The sequence below is a fragment of the Streptomyces sp. NPDC059002 genome (assembly GCF_042740435.1).
Classification (GTDB): Bacteria; Actinomycetota; Actinomycetes; order Streptomycetales; family Streptomycetaceae; genus Streptomyces.
This window is the reverse complement of the sequence record NZ_JBHYJI010000004.1, coordinates 21,623-40,891: the sequence shown is the minus strand read 5'-3', so window position 1 is coordinate 40,891 and position 19,269 is coordinate 21,623. Positions and strand designations below refer to the sequence as shown.

11 protein-coding genes are annotated in these 19,269 nt (G+C 73.5%); 7 read left to right on the top strand and 4 right to left on the bottom strand.

The annotated features are described in order from the left end of the window. Nucleotides 1-95: 95 nt before the first annotated feature. The 5 genes from ACFWZ2_RS05610 (at nucleotide 96) to ACFWZ2_RS05590 (ending at nucleotide 13,978) form a co-directional block, all read left to right on the top strand. Complete coding sequence (locus ACFWZ2_RS05610) at nucleotides 96-1,376, top strand: MFS transporter (protein ID WP_384542253.1); 1,281 nt, start codon at nucleotides 96-98, stop codon at nucleotides 1,374-1,376. Then, nucleotides 1,373-4,624: a type I polyketide synthase gene (locus ACFWZ2_RS05605; RefSeq protein WP_384542250.1), complete on the top strand. Its 3,252-nt coding sequence runs from the start codon at nucleotides 1,373-1,375 to the stop codon at nucleotides 4,622-4,624. The genes ACFWZ2_RS05610 and ACFWZ2_RS05605 overlap by 4 nt, the downstream gene beginning before the upstream one ends. Next, nucleotides 4,621-12,090 (top strand): MupA/Atu3671 family FMN-dependent luciferase-like monooxygenase, encoded by a 7,470-nt coding sequence (locus ACFWZ2_RS05600; RefSeq protein ID WP_384542247.1) that lies wholly within the window; start codon nucleotides 4,621-4,623, stop codon nucleotides 12,088-12,090. The genes ACFWZ2_RS05605 and ACFWZ2_RS05600 overlap by 4 nt, the downstream gene beginning before the upstream one ends. A gap of 303 nt (nucleotides 12,091-12,393) precedes the next feature. Further along, nucleotides 12,394-12,894: a hypothetical protein gene (locus tag ACFWZ2_RS05595; protein WP_384542244.1), complete on the top strand. Its 501-nt coding sequence runs from the start codon at nucleotides 12,394-12,396 to the stop codon at nucleotides 12,892-12,894. Between the two features lie 145 nt (nucleotides 12,895-13,039). Beyond that, entirely contained in the window at nucleotides 13,040-13,978 is a 939-nt protein-coding gene (locus tag ACFWZ2_RS05590) for an aminoglycoside phosphotransferase family protein (protein ID WP_384542242.1), read from the top strand. Between the two features lie 39 nt (nucleotides 13,979-14,017). Here ACFWZ2_RS05590 and ACFWZ2_RS05585 read toward each other — a convergent pair whose 3' ends face one another. Next, the gene (locus ACFWZ2_RS05585) at nucleotides 14,018-14,563 is read right to left on the bottom strand and encodes a DoxX family protein (protein WP_384542239.1); all 546 of its coding nucleotides are present in this window, start codon (nucleotides 14,561-14,563) and stop codon (nucleotides 14,018-14,020) included. A gap of 150 nt (nucleotides 14,564-14,713) precedes the next feature. Between ACFWZ2_RS05585 and ACFWZ2_RS05580 the strand changes: the two genes are divergently transcribed. Further along, nucleotides 14,714-15,040, top strand: a complete 327-nt coding sequence (locus ACFWZ2_RS05580; RefSeq protein WP_384542236.1) for a nuclear transport factor 2 family protein — start codon at nucleotides 14,714-14,716, stop codon at nucleotides 15,038-15,040. Nucleotides 15,041-15,042: 2 nt separating this feature from the next. Here the strand turns inward: ACFWZ2_RS05580 and ACFWZ2_RS05575 are convergent, their stop codons facing one another. The 3 genes from ACFWZ2_RS05575 to ACFWZ2_RS05565 all read right to left on the bottom strand — a co-directional run bounded on the left by ACFWZ2_RS05575 (nucleotide 15,043) and on the right by ACFWZ2_RS05565 (nucleotide 17,409). Next, entirely contained in the window at nucleotides 15,043-15,912 is an 870-nt protein-coding gene (locus ACFWZ2_RS05575) for a PhzF family phenazine biosynthesis protein (protein WP_384542234.1), read from the bottom strand. Nucleotides 15,913-16,015: 103 nt separating this feature from the next. Continuing rightward, nucleotides 16,016-16,486 (bottom strand): lamin tail domain-containing protein, encoded by a 471-nt coding sequence (locus tag ACFWZ2_RS05570; protein ID WP_384542231.1) that lies wholly within the window; start codon nucleotides 16,484-16,486, stop codon nucleotides 16,016-16,018. Nucleotides 16,487-16,635: 149 nt separating this feature from the next. Beyond that, nucleotides 16,636-17,409, bottom strand: coding sequence for an SDR family oxidoreductase (locus ACFWZ2_RS05565; RefSeq protein ID WP_384542227.1), 774 nt, complete (start codon nucleotides 17,407-17,409; stop codon nucleotides 16,636-16,638). 133 nt (nucleotides 17,410-17,542) lie between these two features. Here ACFWZ2_RS05565 and ACFWZ2_RS05560 point away from each other — a divergent pair, with 133 nt between their 5' ends. Further along, nucleotides 17,543-19,177, top strand: a complete 1,635-nt coding sequence (locus ACFWZ2_RS05560) for an alkaline phosphatase D family protein (protein ID WP_384542225.1) — start codon at nucleotides 17,543-17,545, stop codon at nucleotides 19,175-19,177. The last annotated feature ends 92 nt before the right edge of the window (nucleotides 19,178-19,269 follow it).

The window sequence follows — 19,269 nt, the reverse complement described above, 5'->3', positions numbered from 1 at the left end:
GCGGTTCGGCGCGCGTGAGTGTGAAGACGGTCTCGGCTGATGGCGGCCGTGCACGAACAGTGATGGCAGCTCATCGGCGGACCAGGGGGGAACGCTTGCGGCACTTTCGCCTGCTCGTCGTCGGCAACGGAGTGTCGGCGTACGGCAGTTATCTCAACATGGTCGCCCTCAACGTCTTCATCTACGAGGTGACCGACAGCGCCCTCGCCGCCGGACTCTTCATGGCCGTACGCCTGCTGACGAGTGTCCTCTCCGGCTGGGTGAGCGGGCGTCTCGTCTCGGCGTACGACCGCAAGAGGCTGATGGTCGGGGCCGATCTGACCCAGTGCGCGGCCATGCTGGCCCTGCTCGTCGCCCCTGACGGCACCCGCGCGGGACTCCTCTATGTCCTGGCGGTCGTGACCGGCTTCTGCTCGACCCTGTCGGGTGTCGCGCTGCGCAGCAGCATCCCCGAGATCGTGGGCGGCGACCTGCGCCTGCGCGCCAACGCGCTGCTCGCGACCGGGCGTTCACTGGCGATGATCGCCGGATTCGCCTCCGCGGGCGTCCTGGTCGCGCAGCTCGGCTACACCGCCGCCATCACGCTGGACGCCGTCACCTTCGCGGTCTCCGCCAGTGTCCTGTTCTCGCTGCCGATCCGTACGAGGGCCGGGCGGGCCGCGGAGGCGGGGCAGGCCGTGAAGCAGGGGAAGGAGCGCGGCCCCGGCGCGGGCTCGCTCATGCTGCTGCGCGCCGCCCCCGTGCTCGCGGTGATGATCGTGGTGCGGGCCGCCGACGGACTCGGCTCGTCGTCGCACAACGTCGCCCTGCCCGTCTACTCCAGCGACCTCGACCCGTCCCATCCGGCCACGTTCATCAGCCAGTTCTGGGCGACCTGGGCGATCGGCAACATCCTGGCGCAACAGGTGTGCGGACGCCTCGCGGGGCGCGGCGGGCGGCAGGGGCCGGGGGAGCGGGTCTTCGCGATCGGGTCCTGCGTCATGTCGGCCGCGTTCATCGTGGTCTTCACCGGACTGCCCACGGTCGCCGCCATCGCGGTCGCGCTGGTGGCGGGCATGGCCGACGGGCTCACCGAGACCGCGTACGTCACGCGGCTGCAGGCGGCCCCCGACGAGCAGCGCGGCCGCCTCTTCGGCCTCTCCGCCTCGGTCGAGAACACCGGCTTCGGCCTCGGGATGCTGGTCAGCGGCGCCCTGCTCGACCATCTCTCGCCGCTGCACGTCGTGGGCCTGCTGCACGGGGTGGCGATCGTGCTGTGCGCCGCGCTGTTCGTCGTGCTGGTGCGGCAGGGGAGGCGGGGCGCGGCGGCGCCCGCGGGGGAGAGCGGGAGCGACAGCGTGGCGAACGTGCACGACGCGGAGAAGGAGACCCGATGACCGCCCCGCCCGACGCCGTCGCCGTCGTAGGGATGTCCTTCCGGTTCCCCGGCGCGGACACCCCCGAGGAGTACTGGCGCACGATCCACGACGGCGCCGACCGCATCCGCCGCTTCACCGAGGCCGAACTCGTCGCGGCCGGGGTGCCCGAAGAGCGGTACCGGGCCGAGGAGTTCGTCGGGGCCAGCGGCACGCTGGAGGGCATCGCGGGCTTCGACGCGGGCTTCTTCGGGATGAGCGCGCAGGAGGCCAGGATCACCGATCCGCAGCACCGGCTGTTCCTGGAGTGCGTGCACCACGCGCTGGAGGACGCCGGGTACGCGGGCACGCCCGGCGGCCGCGACGGCTGCGAGGTCGGCGTGTACGCGAGCACCGGCTACCACCTCTACTCCCTGCAGAACTACCTGCTCAACAACGTCCTCCAGGGCGGCGTCGCCGACTGGGTCGCGGGCCTCCAGGTCACCGTCGGCAACTACACCGACTTCACCGCCAACCGCGCCGCGTACCGCCTCGGCCTGACCGGGCCCGCCGTCAACGTCCAGACGGCGTGCTCCAGTTCGCTGACCGCCGTGCACCTCGCCGCGCGGTCCGTGGCCACCGGGGACTGCGACATCGCGGTCGCGGGAGCCACCGCCGTCCACGTCCCGCAGGTCATCGGATACGAGTACGTCAAGGGCTCCATCCTCTCCAAGAGCGGCACGCTGCGGCCCTTCGACGCCGACGCGGACGGCACCGTCGGCGGCACGGGCGTCGCGGCCGTCGTCCTCAAACGCCTCGACCTGGCCGTCGCGGACGGCGACCACATCCACGGCGTGATCCGCGGCTCGGCGGCCAACAACGACGGCGCGGGCAAACGGACCTTCACCGCGCCCAGCGCCGAAGGGCAGCGTGCGGTCATCCGGCGGGCCCTGGACCGGGCGGGTGTCGACGCGTCCACCATCGGCTACCTGGAGACGCACGGCACCGGCACCTTCAAGGGCGACCCCATCGAATTCGACGGCGCCACCGCGGCGTTCCGCGAGGACACCGACCGCACGGGCTACTGCGCGCTCGGTTCGGTGAAGGCCAACATCGGCCATCTCGACGTGTGTTCGGGCCTGGCGAGCCTCCTCAAGGCACTGCTCGTGCTGCGGCACGGCGTCGTACCCCCGATGGCCAACTTCCGCCGCGCCAACCCCGCACTCGACCTCGCGGCGAGCCCCTTCCACATCCCGGAGTCCGCGCGCCCCTGGCCCCGCGGCGACGTGCCGCGCAGGGCGTGCGTCAGCTCGTTCGGCGTCGGTGGCACGAACGTCCACGTCGTACTGGAAGAAGCGCCCGAGCCCGCGCCCCGCCCGGCCGCCGCCCCGCCGCCCCCGGACGTCCTGCCGCTCGCGGGCCACACCGGGGCGGCCCTCGCCGACAACGCCCGCGCCCTGCGCGACCATCTGCGCGCGCACCCCGGCACGCACCCCGCCGACCTGCTGACGACGATGGCGCTCGGCCGCGCCCACCGCAGGCACCGCGTCGCGCTGCGCGGCGCCACCGTCGGCGCGCTCACGGACGCCCTCGACGCCTGGCTCGCGGACCCGGTCCCCGGCGACGGCGGCACCGACGGCGCGGGCGTCGGCTTCCTGTTCACGGGCCAGGGCAGCCTCCACCGGGGCGCGGCACGCCCCCTCTACGAGCGCTTCCCCGTCGTACGCGACGTCCTGGACACCTGCGAACGCCAGTACGCGGAACTCACCGGCGGCGCGGGCCTCCTCGACGTCCTGCTCGGCCCGCCCGACCCGGCAGGCGAGGAGCGGATCCTGCCCACCGAGGTGGCGCAGCCCGCGCTCTTCGCGCTGCAGTGCGCGCTCGTCCGGCTCTGGCGGTCCGCCGGGATCACGCCGCGCGTCGTGGCCGGGCACAGCGTGGGGGAGTACGCGGCGCTGCACGCGGCCGGGGCGCTGTCCGCCGCGGACGGGCTGCGCCTGACCGCCCGGCGCGGCGGACTGATGCGGCGGCACTGCGCGCCCGGCGCGATGGTCGCCGTGACCGCCGGCGAACGCGCCGCCCGTGACCTGGCCGCCGAGGTGCCCGGCGTGGCGCTCGCGGTCGGCAACGCCGAGGACAGCCAGGTGCTCGCGGGCCCGGCCGACGCCATGGCCCGACTGGCGGAGCTGCTCGCCGCGCGCGGCATACCGGCCAGGGCGCTCCCGGTGCGCCAGGCGTTCCACACCGCCCTGATGGACCCCGTGCTCGACGGGCTGCGGGAGCTGTTCGCCGAGGTGCGGCTCCGGCCCTGCGACGTGCCGTTCGTCAGCGGGCTCGACGGACGCACCCGGCCGCCCGGCTGGCTGCCGGACGCCGACTACTTCGTACGGCAGGCACGTGAGCCGGTGCGGTTCGCCGACGTGCTCACGGAGCTGGGCGCCGCGCACGCGGAGGCGGGCGCGCTGGTCGAGATCGGCCCGCACACCACGCTGAGCGGACTCGCGCGCCGTGCGCTGCCCGCCGCGAAGGCACATCCGACCCTGCGGCGCGGCGCCGGGCTCGCACCGCTCTGGGACGCGGCGGCGGGCCTGTACCGGGCCGGGGCGCCGGTCGACTGGCGGCCCTTCCTGGCCGGGGCGGGCCGCAGGATCCCCCTGCCCGGCTACCGATTCCAACACAAGGACTACTGGACAGGACCGGAGAACTTCCTTCCCCGGTCCGCACAACCGGCAAGGGATGGGGCCGAAGTGGCACAGGACGAGGCAGCGGTCGAGCGCGTGCTCCAGCACGTCGTCAAGGTGACCGCGAAGCATCTCAGCTACGACACGAGCGAGATAGCCGACGACGCTTCCTTCTTCGACCTCGGCGCGGACTCGCTGCAGATGATCGGCGTGCTCCGCGAACTGGAGGAGGAGCACCGGGTCAAGGTGTCGATGCGGGAACTCTTCGAGGAGGCGGGGACGGCGCGGGGGCTCGCCGTCATCATCGTGGGGAAGGCGGGGGGAGGCGGGGCGCCCGTGGTGCCCGAGCGGGTGGCGCCGTCGCCCGTGGTGCCCTCTCCCGTGGTGCCCGAGCCGGTCGTGCCCTCGCCCGTGCTGCCCGAGCCGGTCGTGCGTGCGCCCGAGCCCGCGCCGGTGGTGCGTGAACCTGCCCCGGTCGAGTACGCCACACGGCAGGAGGTCCAGGATCTTGTACGTCAGGTCCACCAGCTCTCCCAGATGCAGCTCCAACTGATGGGGCAGCTCTCGCAGTTGCTCGCGGCCCAGACGGTGGGGAGGGCGGACCGGTGACCGGGACCGACTCCGCCACGCCCGCCGTCTCCGCGGCGGTCGACCAGGACCTCGCGGCGATGGCCGAGCTTGCGCAGCGCATCTCCCAGCAGCTGGGAACACCGGCACCGGTACAGGAAGAATCCCAGGAGGCGCCCCGCCAGCACCAACACGGCCCGCGTCTGGAGGTGCCCCGCGCCTCCGGCATGGTCCGCGGCGGCGCCTCCGACGCCCAACGGGCCCACCTGGACGACCTGGTGCGCCGCTACACCGCCAAGACGCCCACCTCGAAGCGCATCGCCCAGCGCTACCGCCGCGTGCTCGCCGACAGCCGTGCGGCGGTCGGCTTCCGCAGCAGCACGAAGGAGATGCTGTACCCCCTCGCGGGGCGGCGGGCGCAGGGCTCGTGGCTAGAGGACATCGACGGCAACCGTTACGTCGACATCACCATGGGCTTCGGCGTGCTGCTCTTCGGCCACGAGCCCGCCTTCGTGACCGAGGCGGTCCGCGAGCACCTCGCGCGCGGCGTCCAGCTCGGCCCGCGCACCGTCGAGACCGGCGAGGCCGCCGAACTCCTCGCCGAGCTGACCGGCATGGAGCGCGTCGCCTTCGCCAACTCCGGTACGGAGGCGAACTCCGCGGCCATCCGGCTCGCCCGCGCCGCCACCGGACGCTCCCGCATCATCACCTTCGAGGGCGCCTACCACGGCCACAACGACAATGTGCTCGGCCGCTCCCCGCGCACCGGCGGCGACGGCCTCACCACCGTGCCGATGTCCGCGGGCGTGCCGCACAACGCCGTCGCCGACCTGCTCGTCCTGCCGTACGGCAGCGAGGAGAGCCTCGCCGTCATCGAGCAGCAGGCGGGCGACATCGCGGCGGTCGTCGTCGAGCCGGTGCAGAGCCGCCATCCGTCGCTGCGGCCCGCCGAGTTCGTGCGGCGGCTGCGCGAACTCACCCGGCGGCACGGCATCGTGCTGTTCTTCGACGAGATGCTCACCGGCTTCCGGCCCGCGCCGCGCGGCGCCCAGGAGCTGTACGGCGTCACCCCCGACCTGGCCACGTACGGAAAGCTGCTCGGCGGCGGCTTCCCCATCGGCGCCATCGCGGGGCGCGCCGACATCATGGACGGCATCGACGGCGGCCACTGGAACTACGGCGACGACAGCTACCCCGCGGCCGACACCACGTTCTTCGGCGGCACCTACATCCAGCACCCGGTGTCGATGGTCGCGGCGCGCGCCGTCCTGACCCACCTCAAGGAGCACAGCCCGCGGCTCCAGGAACGCCTGAACGCCCGCACCGACGAGCTGGCCGCCACGCTCAACGCCTTCTTCGAGGCCGAGGGGTTCGCCCTGAGCCTCGACCACTTCGGCTCGATGTTCCGCTTCGAGCACCGCGCGGACATGGAGCTGCTCTACCACCACCTCATGCTGCGCGGCGTGCACGTGTGGGAGTGGCGCAACTTCTTCCTCTCCACCGAACACACCGACGGTGACGTCGAGTTCATCGTGGAAGCGGTGAAGGACTCGCTCCGGGAGCTGCGCGGGGCGGGGTTCTCCCTCGGCACCCCCAAGACCGGGACCCGGCCCAAGGTCCAGTCCATGGCCTGGAACGGCGCGGCCCTCCCGAAGCCCGAGCCCAAGCCAGAGCCGAAACCCGAGCCCAAGCCCGAGCCCAAGCCCGAGCCGAAGCCCGAGCCGAAGCCCGAGCCCGAGCCGAAGCCCGAGCCCAAGCCCGAGCCCAAGCCCGAGCCGAAGCCCAAGCCCGAGTCGAAGCCCGAGTCGAAGCCCGAGCCGAAGCCCGAGCCCGAGTCGAAGCCCGAGCCCGAGCCCGAGCTCAAGCCCAAGTCCGCGCCCCAGCCCCGCCCCACCCCCGAACCCCCCGCGAAATCCCTCGACTTCGGCGTCTACTTCTTCGGCGACTACCCCCAGGACGAGCGCGCGCCCCGGCACGGCAAGTACGACCACCTCCTGGAGACCGCCCGGTTCGCCGACCGCAACGGCTTCCACTCGCTGTGGATCCCCGAGCGGCACTTCCACTCCTTCGGCGGCCTGTTCCCCAACCCGGCCGTGCTCGCCGCCGCGCTCGCGCGGGAGACCGACCGCGTCAGGATCAACGCGGGCTCCGTGGTGCTCCCGCTGCACGACCCGATCCGGGTCGCCGAGGAATGGTCCATGGTCGACAACCTCTCCGGCGGCCGGATCGGCATCGGCTGCGCGAGCGGCTGGCACGCCAACGACTTCGCGTTCTTCCCCGGCCGGTTCGGCTCCCACAAGGAGACGATGTACGAACAGGTCGCCGAGGTGCGGAAGTTGTGGCGCGGCGATCCGGTGCGCCGCACCACCGGCGACGGCGAGGCCGACCTGAGCCTCTTCCCGCGCCCCGTCCAGGACGCCCCGCCCCTGTACACGGCGGTGGTCGGCAACCCGGCGTCGTACGAGCTGGCCGCCCGCCACGACCTGGGCATCGTCACCAACCTGATGACGCAGGACGTCGAACAGCTCCGTGCGAACATCGCGCTCTACCGCCGTACGCGCGCCGAGCACGGCCTCGACCCCGACGCGGGACGCGTGGCGGTCCTGCTGCACACCTATCTCGCCGACGACCACGCGGCGGCCCGCGCCGAGGCGCGCGATCCGCTGTCCCGCTACATGAAGGCCTCGCTGTCCCTGTTCGGCGGCGTCGCCAACAGCCTGGGCCACCGCGTCGACCTGTCGGCGATGTCCGACGACGACCTGGACGTGGTCTTCGGCCGCGCCTACGACCGCTACTGCGACCAGCGCGCCCTCATCGGCAGCCCCGAGAGCGTGCGGCCCGTCGTCGACGAGGTGCGTGCCGCGGGCGCCGACGAGGTGGTGGCGCTCGTCGACTTCGGCGTCGAGCCCACCGCGATGCGGGACGGCCTGGTCCACCTGGACGCACTGCGCCGCGCGTGCACGGCCCCCGCGCCGCAGACGGCACCGGCACAGGACCCCGTGCCCGACCCCGGCTCGCCCCTGTCCCCAGGGCAGCAGCGCGTCTGGTTCCTGGAGCGGATGCTCCCGGGACGCACCGCGTACAACGAGACCAAGGCCATCGAGCTCGAAGGCCCGCTGGACGTCCCCGCGCTGCGGTCCGCGCTGCGTGCCCTCGCCGCGCGGCACGAGCAGCTGCGCACGGTCTTCCGTGAAGTGGCGGGCGAGCCACGGCAGTTCGCGCTGCCCGCGGGCGACGTGGACTTCCTCGTCGTCGACGGCACGGACGCCGACGACCCCGTCGCCGACACGCTGCGGGCCGAGAGCGGCCGCCGCTTCGACCTCGCGGAAGGACCGCTCTTCGTCACGCGTCTGGTCGGGCTCGGCGAGCGGCGGCACGTCCTCGTCCTGTCCCTGCACCACATCGTGATGGACGCGGCATCGGCGGGCGTGCTCGCCCGCGACCTGTCCGCCCTCTACCGTGCCGAAACCACCGGCGCACCGGCGGAACTCCCCGGCCTGCCCCGTACGTACGCCGATCACGCCCGCGAGCAGCTCGCCACCCTCGACGGTGCGCGGGCGGCCGACGACCTCGCGTACTGGAAGAAGGCACTCGACGGCGAACTGCCCGTCCTCGAACTGCCCGCCGACCGGCCGAGGCCCGCCGTCCTGACGTCCAACGGCCGGGCCATGTTCCGCACCCTGGACCCCGAACTGTCCGACGGCGTACGGAAGATGGGCAAGCAGCGGCGCAGCACCCTCTTCATGACGCTGCTCGCCGGATACGCGACGGCCCTGCACCGCGTCACCGGCCAGGACGACCTGGTGATCGGCACCCCGATGTCCGACCGCACCCCCGCGTACGAGGACGTGGTCGGCTTCTTCGTGAACACCCTCGCCCTGCGCCTCGACCTCTCGGGCGACCCGGACTTCGGCACGCTCCTCGACCGGGTGCGCGCGGTCGCCCTGGACGCGTACGACCACGCCGAGGTGCCCTTCGAGGCGGTCGTCAGGGAGCTGGCCCCCGCCAGGGCGCTCGACCGGACGCCGGTCTTCCAGACCCTCGCCGAGTTCGAGACCGCGGACCCCTTCGTCTTCGACCTGCCCGGGGTGCGCGCCACATCGCTCGACTCGGGCCCCGACAAGGCGCTCACCGACCTCAGCGTGTACTTCACCGACGGCGCCGACGGCATCCGCTGCCACCTGGAGTACCACACCGACCTCTTCGACGAGGCGACGGTCGACGCGCTCTTCGGGACGTTCCGCGACGTGCTCGCCGACGCCGTGCGCGACATCGGCACCCCCCTGTCCGGGCCCGTCCCGGCACGCCCCGCGGACCCCGTCGTGCCGGAGGCGTGGCGCGCGGGCCCGGTCAGGCCGCGCACCCGGAGCACCGTCGACGCCCTGACCGCACGCTGGGCCGAGTCCACCCCGCACCGCACGGCGGTCCGCAGCGGCGACGTCACCCTCACCTACCGCGACCTTGACGAGCGCGCCGAGCGGCTCGCTGCCGTACTGCGCGAGCGGGACCCCGGCGCGGCGACGCCGGTCGCGCTCTGGCTGCCGCGCGGCGCCGACCTGATCGTCGCCATGCTCGCGACCCTCAAGTCGGGCCACGGATATGTGCCGTTGGACCCCGGCATCGGGAGGGCCAGGGCGGCGGCCGTCCTCGCGGAGTGCGGGGCGCGGATCCTGCTGACCGACGGCGGACCCGCCGCCGCGCCGACCGTGCCCGGCACCACCGCCGTCGTCGACGTCCACGCGATCCCCGCGCGGCCGGCGGCGGCGAGGACCCCGGCCGCGGGCGGCACGGACCCCGAGGCCCTCTGCCTCGCCATCTACACCTCCGGCAGCACCGGCACCCCCAAGGGCGTCGCCCTGCCGCACCGGGCCGTCGTCGACCTGTGCCAGTGGCACCACGGACGCTTCGGCAGTACGGCGGACGACCGCGCGGCCGCCGTGTGCAGCCAGGGCTTCGACGCGGCGGTCCTGGAGATCTGGCCCGCGCTGACCGCGGGCGCCACGGTCGTCGTGGCCGACGACGCGGTCCGCAGGGACCCGGCCGTGCTGGCCCGCTGGTACACGGAACAGCGGATCACCTTCTCCATCCTGCCGACGGCCCTAGGCGAGGCGATCCTCGCGCTCCCCGACGCCCAACAGCCGCCGCTGCGCCACCTGTTGCTCGGCGGCGACGTCCTGCGCACCCGGCCGCGCCGCACCGCCCCGTACGAGACCGTCAATGTGTACGGGCCCACCGAGGTGACGGTGCTGTGCACCACGCAGACGGTGACACCGCAGGCCCCCGAAGGGACGGCTCCAGGGGCCCCGATCCCGATCGGCCGCCCCGTGGACAACGTCACGCTGCGCGTGCTCGACGCGGCAGGCCGCGAGGTCCCCGCGGGGCGGCAGGGCGAGCTGTACGTCGGCGGTCCCGGAGTGGCCACCGGCTATCTGGGCCGCCCCGACCTGACGGCGGAACGCTTCGTGCGCGACCCGCTGGACGGCCGGACCGGGCGGATGTACCGCACCGGCGACCTGGTGCGCAGGACCGAGGACGGCGTCCTGGAGTTCCTCGGCAGGTCCGACGACCAGGTGAAGATCCGCGGCTACCGCGTCGAGCCCGAGGAGGCGTCCCGCGCGCTCAACTCCCTGACCGGGGTGGCGTCGGCGGTCGTCCTGCCCCGCCGCGACCGGCGCGGCGACGCCCACCTCGCCGCGTACGTCGTCCCCGGGGCGCCCGCCGCCGGACGCGCACAGGAACTCGCCGACCGGCTCGCGGCGGAGCTTTCCGGGCTGCTGCCCGACTACCTGGTGCCGCACGCCTGGGCGGTACTGCCCGCGCTCCCGCTGTCCGGCAACGGAAAGCTGGACAGGACGGCCCTGCCCGCCCCGTCGATCGTCACCGCGGCGACCGCACCCGCCGCCGCGGCCGGGAGCGGTGACCCGGCGCCGGGTCAGGTCCTGGAACGCCTCCGGCGGCTGTGGGCCGACGAGTTCGACGTGGCCCCGGCGTCGATCGGCCCCGACGCCTCCTTCTTCGACCTCGGCGGCCACTCCATCACGGCGATCCGCCTGGCCAACGGCGTGCGCGAGGAGTTCGGCACGGAGTACCCGATCGCCCGCTTCTACGAGGAGCCGACGCTGCGCGCGATGGCGGCGTACCTCGGGGCGGAAGAGGGTGCGACCGGCGAGGAGCGCGGCGACGGGATCGGCGACGTCCTGGACCGCGCCCCCGTCACCGTCCAGCAGAGCGCCTTCATCACCCGCCACCGCACCCACCCCCGCCCCGAGATCTACAACGTGGCGATGCGCCTCACCCTCACCGGCGACCTCGACGTACCGGCCCTGCGCACCGCGCTGGGTCAACTCGTCGCCCGCCACGAGGCGTTGCGCACCCGCTTCGTCGAGGACGGCGGCGAGTGGTGGCAGGAGGCGCTGCCGCCCCGGCCGGTGGAGCTGCCCGACGAGGACCTCCTCGCGCGGTGCGGCACGGCGGACGGCGCGGCGGCGGAGGCCGAGCGCATCGCGGCGGAGACCGCCGCGACGCCCTTCGACATCGACGCCGAACTCGCCCCGGTGTTCCGCCTGTTGCGCACCGGACCCGACCGCAGGGTGCTGCTCTTCGTGCTGCACCACGCCGCGTGCGACGGCTGGTCGGTCAGCGTCCTGCTGCGCGAGCTGGCCGCGCTGTACCGGGCGGCGGCCACCGGGGTGCCGCACGGCCTTGCGGAGGACGTGCCGCAGCCGGGCGCGTACGCGCGCTGGCAGCACGAGCAGTCCCGCACGCGGGACAAGGGCCGCCTGGTCGACTACTGGGCGCGGACGCTGGCGGGTGCCCCCTTCGACCGCGGCCTGCCGCTCGACCGGCCGCGCCCCGACGAGCTGAGCGGGGCGGGCGACGTGGTCCTGTTCACGGTCCCCGCGGCGGTGCGCGCGGATGTCGACGCGCTCGCGCGGCGGCACCGCACGACGCCGTTCGTGGTGACGGCCGCGGCGTTCGCGCGGCTGGTCGGCGATCTGACGGGCGAGCCCGACACGGTGCTCGGCATCTCCTACGCCAACCGCGAGCGCCGCGAGTTCGAGGCGCTCGCCGCCTGCACGGTCTCCTCCTTCACGCTGCGGGTGCGCGGGGGCGACGCGGGCGGGGACGGGGCGGGGGCCTTCGGTGCGCTCGTCGACCTGGTGGCGCGCGGCGCGGTCGAGGCGATCGACCACGCCGCCCCGATCCGCGCGGTGGCGGCCGAGCTGAGCGCCGCCCTTGGCACGGAGGTGCCGGACCGGCTGCCGCTCGGCTTCCAGTACCAGAACTCGCTGGAGACGGAGATCGACCTGCCGGGGCTGACCACGGCGGTGGAGGACCTCACGGTCCCGGGTGCGCGCTCCGAGTTCAACTTCGGTCTGATCCCGACGGGTGACGTGCTCTCCGGCTATCTGGAGTACTCCAGCGACCTGTGGGACCGGTCCACGGTCGAGGCGTGGACGGCGGCGTACGTGGAGCTGCTCGCGCGGGAGGTGGCGGGCGCGCTGTGAGGCGGGGCATCCGGTGACGTGGGGCGTCCTGCGACGCGGGGCGTCCGGTGGGGCGGGGCGTCCTGTGACGCGGACGGCGGACCGTTACGGCGCGACCGGTTTTGGTCGTGACATGTCAAGGTTCCCGGGGATGGCCTTGCCGTCCCCGGGGCCCTGTGTCTCAATGGGCAACGATCCGGAGTGCTGACGACCCGTCAGGGCGGGTTCCGCACCCCGGACCCCGCACCCGCATCTCCACCCCGCCTGATCACCCCCCACTGAACCCTCACCTGATCACCCCCCCACCATGAAGGCAGGCCCTCCATGAGACATGGCAGATTCGGCACGGCCACCACAGGACGCACGGCCCGCACCGGCGTCGGCGCGGCACTGGCCGCAGGCGCGCTGGCCGTCGGCGCCCTCGCGATGGCGCCCGCGGCGGGCGCCGTGGATCCGCAGTCCGCGACCCTCTCGTTCGACTGCGGGTCGTACGGGTCGGGCACGGCGACGCTCAAGGCCACCCAGGACGGCACCAACGCGACCATCGAGGTGTCCACCTCGGCGATCACCGCCCCCATCGACATCGGGGCGGGCTCCGTCAACTCGACGCTCACCCTCACCAAGAACGGCTCGGGGACGACCGACTTCACCGGCAACGCCAACCCGGCCATCCCGGCCGGCGGCGCCGTCTCCACCGGACCCCTCAACGGAACCGTGGCCTCCGGCGACAGCCTCGAAGGGAAGTCCCTGACGATCGTGGTCCTCGGCATCACCGTGACCTGCAACGCCACATCGGCGCAGTCACCGGGCCCGTTCGTGTTCTGACCGCACCGCTCTCCCGACCGCACTCCGGGCGGCTCCCCGCAACACCAACGGGAGCCGCCCACCCGCGTGCGCAGGGAACCGGCACCCGCGCGCGCGGCCGAAAGTCGCTCGCGGCCCCGCTCCGGCGGCGGCTACGGTGCCGATCATGCTGCCCGAGGTGACCACCGACGAGGAGTGGGACCGCGTCGTCCCCGACGAGACGGTCATGCGGCCCGCCGCCGAGGACCTCTGCGCCGCGCTCGGCCTCGCCGGAGCGCCCCTGACCCGCTTCCCGGAGGGCTCGCAGCCCGTCTACGCGGTCGGTGACGAGCACGTCCTGAAGCTCTTCCCCGGCGCGGCCGCCCAGGACGCCGTCGCGGAGGCCCGCGTGCTGCGCCACATCGAGGGCCGCCTGCCCGTCCCCACGCCCCGGATGCACGCCGCCGGCGCGTACGAGAACGGCTGGCGCTACGTCCTGATGTCCCGCATCCCCGGCGAGGGCCTCGCCGCCGCCTGGCCGCGCATCCCGCGCGCCGACCGCGAGCGCGTCGTCACCGCGGCCGCCGAGGCCCTCGCCGCACTGCACGCCCTCGACCCCGAGCCGCTCGCCGATGTCCTCGGCCCGGACGACTGGACCGCGTTCCTCCGCAGCAGGCGCGCCCGCGCCGTCGACCAGCAGCGCGACCACGGCCTGCCGCGGCGCTGGCTCGACCAGATCCCCGACTTCCTCGACCGGACCGACCTGCCCGCCGCCGGGCATACGGCCGAACACGCCCTGCTGCACACCGAGTTCATGCGCCAGCACCTGATCGTCGACCCCGCCGACGGCTGGCGCCTCACCGGACTCCTCGACTTCGAGCCCGCCATGATCGGGGACCGGGCGTACGACTTCGTGGGCGTCGGCCTCTTCGTCACACGGGCCGAGCCGGGCCTGCTCGCCCGCTTCATGAAGGCGTACGGCAGGACGTACGATCCGCGCCAACTCCTCGCGTACACCCTGCTCCACGTGTACAGCAATCTGCCCTGGTATCTCCGGGAACTGCCCGCACCGCCCGAGCCGACACTCGACGCGCTCGCCGAGACGTGGTTCGGTCGGGGCTCGTAGCGACCGGTACGGGCCGCGCCCCTCGGCCGACCCGCCCGGCTACGCCCCCTGCTCCTGCGCCCCGCCCTCCCTCGCCCGCACGTTCCTGCTCCGGGCCCCGAGCGTCGCGAGCACCCCGATCGCCGTGCCCGCGAGTGCCGCGGGGACCATCCAGGCGCGGTTGAGGGAGTGGCCGAGCGCGTGGTCGGCGGAGTAGCGGCCGGGGCCGGTGACCGCGAGGGCCGCGGAGGTGAGGCCGAGGAAGGCCGGGTACTCGTAGCCGCCGCGCTGGCTGAAGAAGCCGTTGGGCGTGTGCAGCGCGGTGGCCCCCGCCATCGCACCGGCCGCCGCCGAACCCGCCGCGGGCGTCGCGAGGCCCAGGGCGAGCAGGACGCCGCCGCCCGCCTCGGCGACCCCCGCGACCAGGGCGTTCAGCTTGCCGGGCGCGTATCCGACGGACTCCATGAAGGCGCCGGTGCCCTCGATGCCGCCACCGCCGAACCAGCCGAACAGCTTCTGGGCGCCGTGCGCGGCGAGCACCCCGCCGGTGCCCGCGCGGAGCAGCAGCAGGCCGAGGTCACGCCGGTCCGGGCACGAGCAGGTCATGGGAACTCCCGGGTCTCTCCTAGGTGGCATCGGGTCCGCTCCCACCGTCCGTCGGCGCGGCGCCCGGCACCCCGCCCGAGGGGCCGTCCGGGTGACCCGGGGCGCGGGGCACCGGTGGCGCGACGGGCGGCCCGGTGTGACCGTGGGCCCATGAGCATCCAAGTGAACCGGCTCGCCGACCCCGTGGTCCGCGCCTTCGTCACCGCCGTGAACGCGCACGACAAGGACGCCTTCGACGGCCTGCTCGCGTCCGGCGCGACCATGTCCGACGACGGCTCGGACCGGAGCATCGCCGAGTGGACGGACCGGGAGATCTTCTCCTCCAACGGCCACATGGACGTCGAGTCGGAGTCGGACGGCGGCCGCACGCTGATCGTCACGTACCGCAACGACACCTGGGGCGAGATGCGCACGAAGTGGCGGTTCATCGTCGACGACGCGGGCCAGGTGTCCCGCTTCGAGACGGGCCAGGCCTGAGGTCAGACGACCACTCGCACCGCCGCCCCGCCCACCCGCACCCGCGCGTCCCCGTCCCGCAGCGTCACCGTCAGGACGCCGGGCCTGCCCATGTCCGCGCCCTGGTGGAGCGTGAGCACCGACTCGGCGGGCACGAGGCCGAGTTCGCGTGCGTAGGCCCCGAAGGCCGCCGCCGCCCCGCCCGTCGCCGGATCCTCCACGACGCCGCCGACCGGGAACGGGTTGCGCACGTGGAAGACGGACTCGCTCTCGCGCCACACCAGTTGGACCGTGGTCAGGTCGAGGCGGCGCATCAGTGCTTCGAGGCGCGCGAAGTCGTACGAGAGGTCGGCGAGCCGTGCCCGGGTCGCGGCGGCGACGACGAGATGGCGGGCGCCCGCGAAGGCGATCCGCGGCGGCAGGGCGGTGTCCAGGTCGGCCGCGGACCAGCCGAGCGCGGCGAGCGCCTCGGTGACGTCGTCCCCGGCGGCCCCCTCGACGTACGGCGCGACGTTGGTGAGCGTGGCCCGCAGCACGCCCGCCTCCCGGGACACCGTCACCGGCACCGTGCCCGCCCGGGTCGCGAACACGAAGTCACCGGCCCCGTCCCGCTCGGCGAGCGCCACCGCCGCGGCGACCGTGGCGTGCCCGCAGAAGGGCACCTCGGTCTTGGGGCTGAAGTAGCGGACGGCGTGGGCCCGTTCGGCGCCCGCCGGGTCCGCGGTGAGGAACGCCGTCTCGCTGTAGCCGAGCTCCGCCGCTACGGCGAGCATCGTCGCGTCGTCGAGGCCCGTCGCGTCGAGGACGACCCCCGCGGGATTGCCGCCCGCGGGGTCGGTGCTGAAGGCGGTGTACCGCAGCACGTCGGGGGATGTACCGGTGTTCGTCGTCATGTCGCAGGGCAACCACTCCGCGCTCCGGGTCATTCCCGCGGCCCCAACCGCGGGTTCCGGTCCTTCGCGGAGCGGTCGCCCTGCCCCCTCCCCTTGGTGGTGGTCAGTGGCAGTTCTTGTGCCCGGGGTCGCTGCGCTTCCAGGAGCAGGAGTCCAGGAGCGAGCCGCTCGGCTTGATCAGGCGGGCCTTGTCGCTGGTGTTGTTCCAGACGTAGCTGCCGCGGCCCCAGTAGCGCACGCCCGAGGCGTTGGTGCCCTTGCCGGTGCGCACCTTGACGGTCTTGCCCGCGCCGATCCTGTAGCTGCCGAAGGTGTAGGTGTAGCCCGTGTCGTCCTTCAGCTTGTAGCCCTTGAGCTGGATCGCGGAGCGGGAGTTGTTGTGGATGTTCACCCACTCCGCGTTCAGCGAGGAGTTCGTGCGGGTGTCCCGGCCCGGGCTGTCGTACTGGATGTAGCCGAGGTGCAGTCCGCCCTGGTGCCGCGCGGCCGCCGCCGATGCCGGGGACGCGGCGAGCAGCGACACCGCGAGGGTGGTGGCGGCGAGGACGGCGGGGGCGGCGGTGCGTATGCGCAAGGAGTGCTCCAAGTGTGAAGTTCTCGTGGAGAGGAGCTGAGCATACGGGGTGCGCTGACCTGTATTGAGGCGGTAGGTCCGATTCCACTTGTAGAGATCTTGGTCACACCTCCGTACCGCCGCGCACCACCCCGGCCCCCGCCGTCGGCTCAACCCCGCCCGACGTACGGCATGTTGGTCGCGAGGACCGTCGCGAACTGCACATTCGCCTCCAGCGGCAGCTCCGCCATGTGCCGTACCGTGCGCGCGACATCGGCCACATCCATCACCGGCTCGGCCGCCAGCTCGCCGTTGGCCTGCAGGATCCCGGACTGCATGCGCTCGGTCATGTCGGTCGCGGCATTGCCGATGTCGATCTGCCCGACGGCGATCCGGTACGGACGGCCGTCCAGGGAAAGGGACTTGGTCAGCCCCGTCAGGGCGTGCTTCGTCGCCGTGTACGCCACCGAGTGCGGGCGCGGCGTGTGGGCCGAGATCGAGCCGTTGTTGATGATCCGCCCGCCCTGCGGCCGCTGCTCCTTCATCTGCCGGAAGGCGGCCTGCGCGCACAGGAACGCGCCATTGAGGTTGGTGTCGACGACATGGCGCCAGGCGTCGTAGGGGAGTTCCTCGACCGGGACGCCGCCGGGACCGAACGTACCGGCGTTGTTGAAGAGCAGATCGAGGCGGCCGAAGCGCTCGCGCACGCCCGCGAAGAGCGCGGCCACGTCCTCGGGCCGCGCCACGTCCGTGCGCACGCACAGGGCGGCGCCGTCCTTGGCGGCGGCGAGGGCGGCGGTCTCCTCCAGGGTCTCCGTGCGGCGGCCCGCGAGCGCCACCGACCAGCCGGCGGCGAGCAGTTCGAGGGCGACGGAGCGGCCGATCCCGGACCCCGCCCCGGTCACCACTGCGGTCTTCGATGGTGCAGTTCGCTCAGCGTTCATGGCCCCGCAGCGTACGGGAGGGGTGTCCACGCGGACATCATCCGACCGCCATGCGGTTGTTGTGTACGCGACGGTCGGGCGTCGTCCCCCGCCACTTCCATGCCCCTGACACCAATCGTCAGGGGAGGGCCACATGACCGCCGCAGGCCAGCACCGCACAGCCGAACTGGAAGCAGCCGCACGCCACTTGGGGCGCCGCCGGTTCCTCACCGTCACCGGCGCCGCCGCCGCGCTCGCCTTCGCCACCGGGCTGCCCGGCGCGGGCGTCGCGGGCGCAGCCGAGCTGGACGCCCGCAGGATCACGGACAACCCCTTCACGCTCGGCGTCGCATCCGGCGACCCCCAGCCGTCCTCCGTACTGCTCTGGACCCGGCTCGCCCCCGCCCCCTACGAACCCGGCGGCGGCCTCCCCGCCGAGCGCGTCACCGTCCACTGGGAACTCGCCCACGACGCCCGCTTCCGCCGCGTCGCCAGAAGGGGCACGGCCACCGCGCACCCCGAGTTCAGCCACGCCGTGCACGTCGAGGCCGAACACCTCGAAGCGGGCCGCACCTACTACTTCCGCTTCAGGGCGGGCTCCTGGATCAGCGAGACCGGCCGCACCCGCACCGCGCCCCCCACCGGCAGCCGCCCCGGCGCCCTCACCCTCGCCGCGGTCTCCTGCCAGGCGTACCACGACGGCTACTTCACCGCGTACAAGCACCTGGCGCAGGACGACGTCGACGTCGTCTTCCACCTCGGCGACTACCTCTACGAGTACGCGGTGAACGCGGTCGGCGGCGCCCGCAACTACACCGACCGCACCCTGCCCGCCCACTACAACAAGGAGACCCAGAACCTGGAGGACTACCGCCTGCGGTACGCCCTCTACAAGTCCGACCCCGACCTGCGCGCCGCCCACGCCGCGCACCCCTTCGTCGTCACCTGGGACGACCACGAGACCGAGAACAACTACGCGGACGACACCTCCGAGAACAACGACCCGCCCGCCACGTTCCTGCTCCGCCGCGCCGCCGCCTACCGCGCGTACTGGGAGAACCAGCCGCTGCGCCGCCCGCAGCTCCCCAAGGGCCCCGACGCCCAGCTCTACCGCCGCCTGAACTGGGGCCGCCTCGCCCAGTTCGACATCCTCGACACCCGCCAGTACCGCTCCGACCAGGCCTACGGCGACACGGCCCACGCGCCGGGCCCCGAGTCCGACGACCCGGCACGCACCATCACCGGCGCCACCCAGGAACGCTGGCTCATCGACGGCTGGCACCGCTCGCGCGCCCAGTGGAACGTCGTCCCGCAGCAGGTCACCTTCTCCCAGCGCAAGCTCGACCTCACCGCACAGGCCAAGCTCTCCATGGACGCCTGGGACGGCTACCGGGCCTCGCGGCAACGCGTCCTCGCGGGCGCGAAGGCCGCGGGCCTCGACAACCTCATGATCCTCACCGGCGACGTCCACGTCGGCTACGCCTTCGACATCAAGGCCGACTTCGACGACCCGTCCTCCAGGACCCTCGGCACCGAGATCGTCGCCACGTCCATATCCAGCGGCAAGGACGGCGCCGACAAGCCCGCCAACTGGGACACCTACACCAAGGCCAACCCCCACCTGAAGTTCTACAACGGCCGCCGCGGCTATGTGACGGTCTCCCTCGACAGGGAGCAGGCACGCGCGGACTTCAAGACGGTGAGCGCGGTGACGGTCCCCGGGGCCTCCATCAAGACGACGGCCTCCTTCGTGACCGAGTCGGGCAACCCGGGCCTGAAGCCGGTCTAGCTCCAAATTTCAGCCCCTCCGGCGCTAAATTCCAGCCCCTCCGGCGTTTGAGGAGCGGGGTCTGGGGCGGCGCCCCAGGAGACGGCGCTCAG